At 53.0% G+C, this 8732-nt stretch carries 11 protein-coding genes and 1 pseudogene; 1 reads left to right on the top strand and 11 read right to left on the bottom strand.

Annotated features, from left to right (window positions below; genetic code table 11):
• From FDW97_RS15495 to ccmA, 6 genes and pseudogenes are all read right to left on the bottom strand, one after another.
• Positions 1-311: pseudogene (locus FDW97_RS15495) on the bottom strand (heme lyase NrfEFG subunit NrfE); the annotation flags it as partial.
• The gene (ccmE, locus tag FDW97_RS15490; protein ID WP_042309391.1) at positions 308-784 is read right to left on the bottom strand and encodes a cytochrome c maturation protein CcmE; all 477 of its coding nucleotides are present in this window, start codon (positions 782-784) and stop codon (positions 308-310) included. The pseudogene FDW97_RS15495 and the gene ccmE, both read right to left, overlap by 4 nt.
• Positions 781-993, bottom strand: coding sequence for a heme exporter protein CcmD (ccmD, locus tag FDW97_RS15485; protein WP_137351276.1), 213 nt, complete (start codon positions 991-993; stop codon positions 781-783). Before ccmD ends, ccmE begins: the two co-directional genes overlap by 4 nt.
• Positions 990-1736 carry a heme ABC transporter permease gene (locus FDW97_RS15480; RefSeq protein ID WP_085048544.1) on the bottom strand — a complete coding sequence of 249 codons (747 nt, stop codon included), beginning with the start codon at positions 1734-1736 and terminating at the stop codon, positions 990-992. The genes ccmD and FDW97_RS15480 overlap by 4 nt, the downstream gene beginning before the upstream one ends.
• A 36-nt stretch (positions 1737-1772) precedes the next feature.
• Positions 1773-2432: a heme exporter protein CcmB gene (gene ccmB, locus FDW97_RS15475; protein WP_137351275.1), complete on the bottom strand. Its 660-nt coding sequence runs from the start codon at positions 2430-2432 to the stop codon at positions 1773-1775.
• Positions 2429-3052, bottom strand: coding sequence for a cytochrome c biogenesis heme-transporting ATPase CcmA (gene ccmA, locus FDW97_RS15470; RefSeq protein WP_137351274.1), 624 nt, complete (start codon positions 3050-3052; stop codon positions 2429-2431). Before ccmA ends, ccmB begins: the two co-directional genes overlap by 4 nt.
• Before the next feature lie 374 nt (positions 3053-3426).
• On the opposite strand from ccmA, the gene FDW97_RS15465 reads away from it, so the two are divergent.
• Positions 3427-3720, top strand: a complete 294-nt coding sequence (locus tag FDW97_RS15465) for a YciI family protein (protein ID WP_137351273.1) — start codon at positions 3427-3429, stop codon at positions 3718-3720.
• 50 nt (positions 3721-3770) lie between these two features.
• On the opposite strand, the gene phoH is transcribed toward FDW97_RS15465, so the two are convergent.
• The 5 genes from phoH to efeU all read right to left on the bottom strand — a co-directional run bounded on the left by phoH (position 3771) and on the right by efeU (position 8389).
• Entirely contained in the window at positions 3771-4559 is a 789-nt protein-coding gene (gene phoH / locus FDW97_RS15460) for a phosphate starvation-inducible protein PhoH (protein ID WP_006685183.1), read from the bottom strand.
• A complete protein-coding gene (locus tag FDW97_RS23445; RefSeq protein ID WP_038639568.1) occupies positions 4538-4834 on the bottom strand; it encodes a hypothetical protein in 297 nt (98 codons plus the stop codon). The genes phoH and FDW97_RS23445 overlap by 22 nt, the downstream gene beginning before the upstream one ends.
• A 246-nt stretch (positions 4835-5080) precedes the next feature.
• Positions 5081-6364 (bottom strand): iron uptake transporter deferrochelatase/peroxidase subunit, encoded by a 1284-nt coding sequence (efeB, locus tag FDW97_RS15455; protein WP_137351272.1) that lies wholly within the window; start codon positions 6362-6364, stop codon positions 5081-5083.
• A 5-nt stretch (positions 6365-6369) separates the two neighbouring features.
• Entirely contained in the window at positions 6370-7497 is a 1128-nt protein-coding gene (efeO, locus tag FDW97_RS15450) for an iron uptake system protein EfeO (protein WP_137351271.1), read from the bottom strand.
• 58 nt (positions 7498-7555) lie between these two features.
• Complete coding sequence (gene efeU / locus FDW97_RS15445) at positions 7556-8389, bottom strand: iron uptake transporter permease EfeU (RefSeq protein ID WP_137351270.1); 834 nt, start codon at positions 8387-8389, stop codon at positions 7556-7558.
• Positions 8390-8732: the final 343 nt, after the last annotated feature.

Genomic DNA, 8732 nt, shown 5'->3' with positions numbered 1-8732 from the left:
CTCATCAGTAGCACCCACAGCAGCAGCGACCCTTCGTGCGCCCCCCAGGTAGCCGCCACGCGATACCATACCGGCAGCAGCGTATTCGAGTTGCTGGCGACATACTGAACGGTGAAATCATTCACCACAAAAGCATAAACCAGTATCAGGAATGACCCGAGGATCGCCGCAAACATGGCGAACGACAGCGGTTTCGCCAGCGCCATCATCCGCCTATCCTGGCGCATCGCGCCCCAGGTCGGATACAGCCCGAGCAGGCAGGAAATACCCAGCGCCAGGCACAGCAGAAAATGCCCAATTTCAGGGATCATTGCGCGGCTCCTTGTTGATTCCCGGCAGGGTGATGATTTTCATCCATCGCCTCTTTAATCTCCGGAGGGGTATAGTTTTCATCATGTTTCGCCAGCACCTCTTTGGCGCGAATATGGGTACCGTCTTGCAGTGTTCCTTGTGCCACCACTCCCTGCCCTTCTCTGAACAGCGCTGGCAGGATCCCCGTATAGCTCACTTCTACCACGCCGCGCGCATCGTAGAGCTTAAAGGTCACGTCCAGCGTTTTATCGTCACGCTTCACGCTGCCGGGCATCACCATGCCGCCAATGCGCAGGCGCTGTCCCGGTTCCGGCTTCTGGCCATTTTCCCGCTTGCCGTAAATGATTTCCCCAGGCGTATAGAAGAGATCGATATTGGCGCTGAGCGCATACATCACCAGTCCGACCGTCAGCGCCAGTCCTCCCAACACGCTACAGGCAAGCCAGAGTCGTACCTTACGCCGCGGATTCACAACGCCTCTCCTTTTTTACGCGCCGCCAGCATCCGGCGCTCGCGCGCCATTTGACGCTGTACGTCAGCCAGCAGCGCCCTGCGCTGCCAGCAGGCATGCCAGACCACAACCAGCAGCGAGAGCGCCGTCACGGCAACCGCCAGCCAGACATAAAAGGCGTAGCCGCCCATCTGCCAGAAATCACTCCAGGAGTGGAAAGCGCTGGTCATGAATTAACCTCGCTCTTGCGCCCGGAAACCAGCTGCGCCACCCATGGGCGACGACGTTCCTGCAGCAGAATCAAATTACGCATACGCATTAATGTCAGAGTAATAAAAAGGAATAAGAAGCCGAAAATCGTTAAACGCAACGGCATACGCATAGATGGATCGATGGTTTTCTGCATATTGGTCGACCCCTGATGCAGGGTGTTCCACCATTCAACGGAAAAATGAATAATCGGCAAATTGACAACCCCGACCAGAACGAGGATCCCGGCGGCGCGCCCGGCCAGGCGGCGGTCGTCAAAGGCGTGATACAAGCCAATCACGCCGACATATAAGAACAGCAGCACCAGCTCGGAGGTCAGACGCGCATCCCACACCCACCAGGTTCCCCACATTGGTTTGCCCCAGGCCGAACCGGTGACCAGCGCGATGAAAGTATAGACAGCGCCGGGAAGCGCCATCGCAATCACCGCGTTGTCCGCCATTTTCATTTGCCAAATCAGGCCCACAAAGGCGGTCACCGCCATCGAGCCATAAATCCCCATCGACCAGATAGCCGCGGGCACATGCAGATACATGATGCGATAGCTTTCGCCCTGCTGATAATCCGCTGGGGCGTAGACAAAGCCCCAGATGCAGCCCACCACCAGAAACAGCGCGCTCAGGAGTGCCATTGCCGGAATAAATCGCCCGCAGACCTTATACAACCGCTCTGGAATGGCGAGTTGGTGTAACGCTTTCCACATTTTTTCTTTGCCTCATATTCCCGGAGATGACGGAAGTTATTGCACGCTGATTCGTAACGCTGCCGCAGTGGCGAACGGACTTAAGGTGGCGCTTCCTGCCAGGAAGGCCCCGAGAATCGCCAGATAGCCGTCAACCGGCAGCAGCATCTGCGCCGCGCCCACGGCGGCGGTTGCAAAAATTAATAAAGGGATCATCAGCGGCAGCACCAGCAGGCTGAGCAATACGCCGCCGCGCCGCAATCCGACGGTCAGCCCGACGCCAATCGCGCCAATAAAACTGAGCGTGGGCGTACCCAACAATAGCGTAAGCGCCAGCACTTGCCACTCCGCGACGGAGAGGCCGAACAGCGTGGCGATAAGCGGCGAAATGATTAACAGCGGTAGCCCGGAAACCACCCAGTGCGCGGCGACTTTCACCAGCACCACCAGCGAAAGCGGGACTGGCATTAGCATCATCTGCTGCAACGAACCGTCCAGCCAGTCATCACGAAACAGCCGATCCATTGCCAGCAGCGAGGAGAGTAGCGCCGCTACCCAGACGATGCCGGGGGCAATTTGCCGCAGCAACTGCGGCTCCGGGCCAATACTGAGTGGAAACAGCGTGACGATAATCAAGAAAAACCACAGCGGGTTGATAATTTCGGCACAGTTACGAAAGGCAAGCCGCAGGTCGCGCCAGAAAATCTGCGTGATCATGCCACAGCCGCCTCATACTCATTGAGCGTAATCGTGCGCAACGGGACGCAGAGAGGCCGTAAAGGTTGATGGGTTGTCAGAATAACTGCGCCGCCATGGACGACATGCTGCTCCAGTCGTGTGGTCAGTTTTTGCACGCCAGCCACGTCCAGCGCAGTAAAAGGTTCATCTAAAATCCAGAACATTGCGCGGCTGAGCCACAGCCTGGCCAGCGCTACGCGCCGCTGCTGCCCGGCAGAAAGCTGAGCCACAGCCACATCTTCAAAACCGACCAGTCCGACCTGCTCCAGCGCTTGCCAGCGCATCTCAAGCGACGCCTGCGGGTGATAAAAACGCAAATTTTCCTCCGCCGTCAGCCCCCCTTTTACGCCAACCTGATGGCCAAGCCACAACAGTTGACGATGCCAGTCATCACGCATCCGATGCAGCGGTTTTCCCTGCCACAAAATCTGCCCTTCGCTCGGCGTTGATAATCCGGTTAGTAGCTGTAATAAAGAGGTTTTTCCTGCCCCATTAGGCCCCGATATTTGGACAACTTCGCCGGGCTGAATAGAACATGATAGGCGGCAAAAGAGTAGACGTTCATCCCGCAGGCACGCAATATTTTTTAATTCAAGCATTAGAAGGCGGATCCAGTTCGGGAGCGCAGCGTATTCAAGGATCTACAGTATAGCGAAAGTATGCGTTTCAGTTTGCCAAATATGTTAAAAAATATAAAACGCTCATGATCTGGAACATTATCGTAATATTTATCTCATCACGAATGTTTCATGATTATTAATAATAACTCGCCAATTAAGCGATAGCCGCCATTTTTTCGCCAGCCATCAACCATACCAACCCATCCGCACCCTACAAGTGTACAATTAACAGACATAAATGCTGCATATGCATTTTTAATATTAAAACTTAGGAAGGACAGTGCTGATATTAATCTTTTCTCTCCCTGGTTATATGCTACGTTAATACACTTTCAAAAAGCAGGGACAATAAAATGTGTGTTATTTATGTTGTTGTTTTAACCTATATAAAACCGTTGAAAGACGTCGATAGCCTACTTCCTGCCCACGTGGATTGGCTGCAAAAAGGCTATGCGGAAGGTTTATTCCTGGCATCAGGCCGCAAAATTCCACGTTCCGGTGGTGTGATATTGGCAAAATGTGATGACGCTGAGAAATTAGAACACTATCTGAGTCAGGATCCCTTCCAGCAGGCTGGCGTCGCGAAAGTTGAGTTGATCCCATTTGAAGCGACCATGACGGCTGCCGCCTTAAAAGATATTCTGTAATACCGCAAAAACAAAGCCCGGTTTCCCGGGCCTTGAAGACGGCGTACTCATCAGTTGTAAGCGTTGAGCGTTCGCTGACAGAGCGCCGAGCGAACGCAATCATCTTTATTGAAACGAACGATCCCAACCATTTCATCTTCTTCGAAACGGGCCAGCGCATCGCTTAGCCCTGAGCGAACGTGGGCGGGTAGATCGCACTGGGTTACATCCCCATTCACAATCACCGTCACATTTTCCCCGAGGCGAGTCAAAAACATCTTCATTTGCGCAGCAGTAACATTCTGAGCCTCGTCAAGAATGACCACGGCATTTTCAAATGTTCGTCCACGCATATAGGCGAACGGCGCGATTTCCACCTTACCAATCTCAGGTCGCAGGCAATATTGCATAAAGGAGGCTCCCAGACGTTTCACCAGCACGTCATACACCGGGCGGAAATAGGGAGCGAACTTCTCGGAAACATCTCCAGGTAAGAAGCCGAGATCTTCATCAGCTTGCAGAACCGGACGGGTTACAATAATCCTGTCCACATCTTTGTGGATCAGCGCCTCTGCTGCTTTTGCCGCGCTGATCCAGGTTTTACCACACCCGGCTTCACCGGTGGCGAAGATCAGCTGTTTACTCTCGATAGCATTCAGGTAGTGCGCCTGAGCCTCATTTCGCGCCGTGATTGGCGTGGCATCGCGACTATCACGCGCCATTCCGATCGCTTCTACGCCGCCCATCTGCACAAGCGAGGTGACCGATTCATCTTCACGTTGCTTATGGCTACGCGAGTCCCGCCTCAGCACCCGTTTTGCTTCGCGACGAGCTTTGATCACTGCTTTTTGTCTTCCCATGGATAGCACCTTGAGTTGTAGGTATACATCACACGCGCCGTTGGCGGCACGATTATGCGCACGAACATCTGAGGGTTGGCTTCCTTGTAAGCCATTGCTTGCTTTTGGATAAGACGCCACCCACGGCTACGCGCACCGTACAGGGCGTCAGTTACAAGGATAAAAAGTGAAAGGGGGAGAGATTTAGCGGTGACGAAGTGGCTACCGGAAGAGAAACGTCCGCGTAAGGTACTGCTGTTACTGTGAAAAACGTGTCCAGTACAGGACTTTTCCATTCGCGATCTCCATAGTGAACAACTATCACCGCCGGGAACTACCGCTGTTACTTATAAGTACATCATAATCTTTCGCTAATGCAACAATATTTTTACTTGCCATTAACTTGATTTTGACTTGTCGCTACAGACAGTCTCTTGCAGAAAGATGACAAAATTATTTCATTCACAGACCGATCATAAAAAATAATTCGTTCATTCATGAAGATGTCAGTAAAAGCCCCGCCGCGCTGCGGGGCATAGATATCAAGCTTCGAGCAGACTCTGTCCGAGATAATGATCTGCGGTTTTGACACCCGGCAACGCAAAGAAGTAACCGCCACCAATTGGTTTGACATACTCCTCAAGCGCTTCACCGTTCAGGCGTTTCTGCACCGTCAGAAAACCTTTTTCCAGATCGTGCTGATAGCAGACGAACAACAGTCCCATATCAAGTTGACCGGAATTGGTCACGCCGAGCGAATAACTATAACCGCGACGCATCATCAGGCTGGACTCGGTCTCCTTCGTACGCGGGTTTGCCAGACGGATATGGCTGTCGAGCGCAATCACCTCACCTTCTGGATCGCTGGCATAGTCAGGCACATCGTGCTCATGCTGCATACCCAGCGGCGCACCGGTGTGTTTATCGCGACCAAAAATCGTTTGCTGTTCTTTCAGCGGCGTGCGATCCCAAAACTCCACGCGGAACTGAATGAGCCGCACGGCCTGATAGCTGCCGCCTTGCGCCCACGCAGGTTCGCCCTGCCCGTCCGTAACCCACACCACGTTTTGCATCAGCATCGCATCTGTAGCGTCCGGGTTCGCGGTACCGTCCTTAAAGCCAAGCAAGTTGACCGGGGTCTCTTTCCCTTTACTGCGCGCGGCGTGATCGGAAATAAATCCTTCACGTTTCCAGCGAACGCTGAGCAGATCGGGCGTATGTTTGATGATATCGCGCAGCGCGTGGATGACGGTGTCCTGTGTGTTGGCGCAAATCTGCAACAGCAGATCGCCATGGCACAGCGCTGCATCCAGAGAATCATTCGGGAAGCGCGTCATTTTTTGCAGCTTTTTCGGCATCTGCGGTGTCAGACCATAGCGCTCGTCAAACAGCGAGGATCCGACCGACAACGTGATCGTCAAATTGTCTGGTGCGATGTATGCGCCAAGGATACCGGAATCCATCGGCGGTAACCGCGGATTCGGCGTATCCGGCGCAGGCCCACCGGTAGTCAGAAACGCAAAACGACGGGTTAGCAACCGGAACAGACGTTCAAGATCGGCCTTATCGCTGGCGAGAACATCGAACGCCACCAGCATCATGGATGCCTGCTGCGGCGTCAGGATCCCCGCCTGATGTTGGCCATAAAACGGCTGCACTTCACTGCGCGCATCAGGAGACAACGTTCCCGGCGCGCTTTGCGGTTTTTGCGCATGGGCAACCGGGCATCCGCCGGCCAACGCCAGCGCGCCACCCAAAGCGCCCATCCCTTTCAACAAACGTCGGCGTGAAGGTTCGCTCACGCCGTTTTCATTATCTTGCTGCATAGTGCTTAATCCAGACCCAGAACACCGCGTAATTGTGACAAGTCTTCCGCCAGCGTCGTGATTGGCCCTTTCAGCGCATTGCGATCGGCATCGGTCAGTTTGTCATAGGTTTCAAAACCGTCTTTGGTACGGTACTTGCTCAGAATGGTATCGACTTTTTTGAAGTTCGCATCCACCTTCGCTAACAGTTCAGCATTGGATTTTTGTAACTGAGGACGCAGGAGATCGACAATTTTCTGCGCGCCATCAACGTTGGCCTGGAAATCCCACAGATCGGTATGGCTGTAGCGATCTTCTTCCCCACTGATTTTGCTGGCTGCGACTTCTTCGATCAGCCCTGCCGCGCCACCTACCACTTTAGACGGTGGGAAGGCCAGCTCGCTAATACGCGTTTGCAGGTCAAGGACATCGTGGTTTAACTGGTCGGCATACTTGCCCATACCTTTGGTGGTATTGTCACCGAACAGCGCTTTTTCCAGACGGTGGAAACCGGTAAATTTTGGATCGGCAGCTTTTTGTTCGTAATCATCTTCCCGCGCATCAATGCTGCCATCGAGATCGGAGAACAGTTCGGCAATCGGTTCAATACGCTCGTAGTGCTGACGCGTTGGTGCATACAAGGATTTTGCTTTTTCCACATCGCCGGCTTTAATCGCATCGGTGAAGGCTTTGGTACCCGCTACCAGTTGCGCGGTTTCTGCCGTCACGTAGGCTTTGTACTCGGTAATCGCGCCGCCCAGACTCAACAGAGCATCACTGTGCGCGGCATCCGCTGTAGCGCTTCCTTTTACAATCAGTTTGCCTTTCGGGTTGGTCAACAAACCACAGGTCATATCATATTCGCCAGGCTGCAGGTTGGCCGTCATTTTCTGGCTAAAGCCCGGCGCAATGTTTTCGCGCTCTTCAACCACCATAACGCCTTTGAGGATCTCCCACTCCAGCGCTTTCTGGCTGTGGTTCTGGATGATGAACTGCGTTTTCCCGGCGTTAACCGTGATCGTCATCGGCTCACACTGTTTATCGTTAACCGTGACTTTCACCTGCGGAATATCGGCGGCTTGTGCAGAAAAAACGGATGCAAACAGCGTGGCAATACCCAACTGCAGCGCACTACGGCGAAAATGAAACGTCATAACCTGGTCCTTTGAATAAGTATGTTGTAACTAAAAAGTATTCCGCATCGCGTTGTTTTTAAGGTGCGGTACGCGATGCCGTAGTGCCTGAACGCGGCGGTAGCGCAAAAATAATGAATGCCGGAATCAGGTAGATAAACCAGACAGCCACTTCACTCACGCTTGGCGCCTCCTGATAGCCGAAGATTCCTTCCATCAACGTGCCAAACAGCGAGTGCGTCGAAAGTATGCTGCTGATGTCAAACGCCACATCCTGAAAATGATTCCATAACCCGGCTTCGTGGAAGGCGCGGATAGCCCCAGCAGCGAGTCCGGCGGCCACCAGCAAAATGAACAGACTGGTCCACTTGAAGAATGCCCCGAGATTGAGACGAATACCGCCGAGGTAAATCAGGTAACCCAGTACCACCGCGGTGGCCAGCCCCAGCATCGCGCCCAGCGGCGGCCAGATGCCGACATCCTGCTGAAACGCCGCCAGCAGGAAGAACACCGACTCCAGCCCCTCGCGGGCGACGGCAAAAAAGACCATCATCACCAGTGCCCAGCCGTGATGGTTGCCGCGCTGTAACGCGTTATCGACAGCCTGTTCAAGCTGGACTTTGACGTTACGTGAAACTTTACGCATCCAGAACACCATCCAGGTGAGGATCACCACAGCAATGACCGCCACGATGCCTTCGAACAGCTCCTGCTCTTTTTGCGGAAATTCCCCGGTGGTTTCGTTGATGAAAATCCCTAACGCCAGGCATAACCCCGCCGCCAGCAGAACACCAATCCACATCACACCAATCCAACGACCACGCTGAGTCCGTTTCAGGTAGCTGGCAATCAGGCTGACAATCAGCGCGGCCTCTAACCCTTCGCGCAACATAATTAGAAATGGAACAAACATGCGAAGAACCCTTAAACGTTATTCTCAGTCAATTGATGCAAAGAAAAGTAAATTACAGTGATAGTGATTATCATTACAGGAAAGAAAAACTCAAGCAGAATGTTTTGAGAATGATGACTGAATGTAAAAGGTTAGGCAGGTAATGGTTATAGCGAGCTTGCAGCGTAGGTAATAAAAGCCCCCCACATGCGTCAATGTCATTAAGTTAACGCCTCTATATCAGAAAGCATCAACCTGTATTCGCGAAGGTAATGAACATGCTATTTCAGGGAAAGGATTCCGTTCACCTCATGTACATCGTTTCTCTGAAACACCGATTCCTGTGAACGTGTAAAGGGCGTTC

It is taken from the genome of Citrobacter sp. wls708, assembly GCF_005281255.1.
GTDB lineage: Bacteria > Pseudomonadota > Gammaproteobacteria > Enterobacterales > Enterobacteriaceae > Citrobacter > Citrobacter werkmanii.
The sequence above is the reverse complement of the archived record's forward strand: the minus strand, read 5'-3'. Positions and strand labels throughout refer to the sequence as shown.

Excerpts from the sequence above, each read along its gene's own strand:
- FDW97_RS23445 (WP_038639568.1), bottom strand. The coding sequence starts at position 4,834 with ATGGAAAAGTCCTGTACTGGACACGTTTTTCACAGTAACAGCAGTACC.
- efeO (WP_137351271.1), bottom strand. The coding sequence starts at position 7,497 with ATGACGTTTCATTTTCGCCGTAGTGCGCTGCAGTTGGGTATTGCCACG.
- efeB (WP_137351272.1), bottom strand. The coding sequence starts at position 6,364 with ATGCAGCAAGATAATGAAAACGGCGTGAGCGAACCTTCACGCCGACGT.
- FDW97_RS15465 (WP_137351273.1), top strand. The coding sequence starts at position 3,427 with ATGTGTGTTATTTATGTTGTTGTTTTAACCTATATAAAACCGTTGAAA.
- efeU (WP_137351270.1), bottom strand. The coding sequence starts at position 8,389 with ATGTTTGTTCCATTTCTAATTATGTTGCGCGAAGGGTTAGAGGCCGCG.
- phoH (WP_006685183.1), bottom strand. The coding sequence starts at position 4,559 with ATGGGAAGACAAAAAGCAGTGATCAAAGCTCGTCGCGAAGCAAAACGG.
- ccmA (WP_137351274.1), bottom strand. The coding sequence starts at position 3,052 with ATGCTTGAATTAAAAAATATTGCGTGCCTGCGGGATGAACGTCTACTC.
- ccmB (WP_137351275.1), bottom strand. The coding sequence starts at position 2,432 with ATGATCACGCAGATTTTCTGGCGCGACCTGCGGCTTGCCTTTCGTAAC.
- FDW97_RS15480 (WP_085048544.1), bottom strand. The coding sequence starts at position 1,736 with ATGTGGAAAGCGTTACACCAACTCGCCATTCCAGAGCGGTTGTATAAG.
- ccmD (WP_137351276.1), bottom strand. The coding sequence starts at position 993 with ATGACCAGCGCTTTCCACTCCTGGAGTGATTTCTGGCAGATGGGCGGC.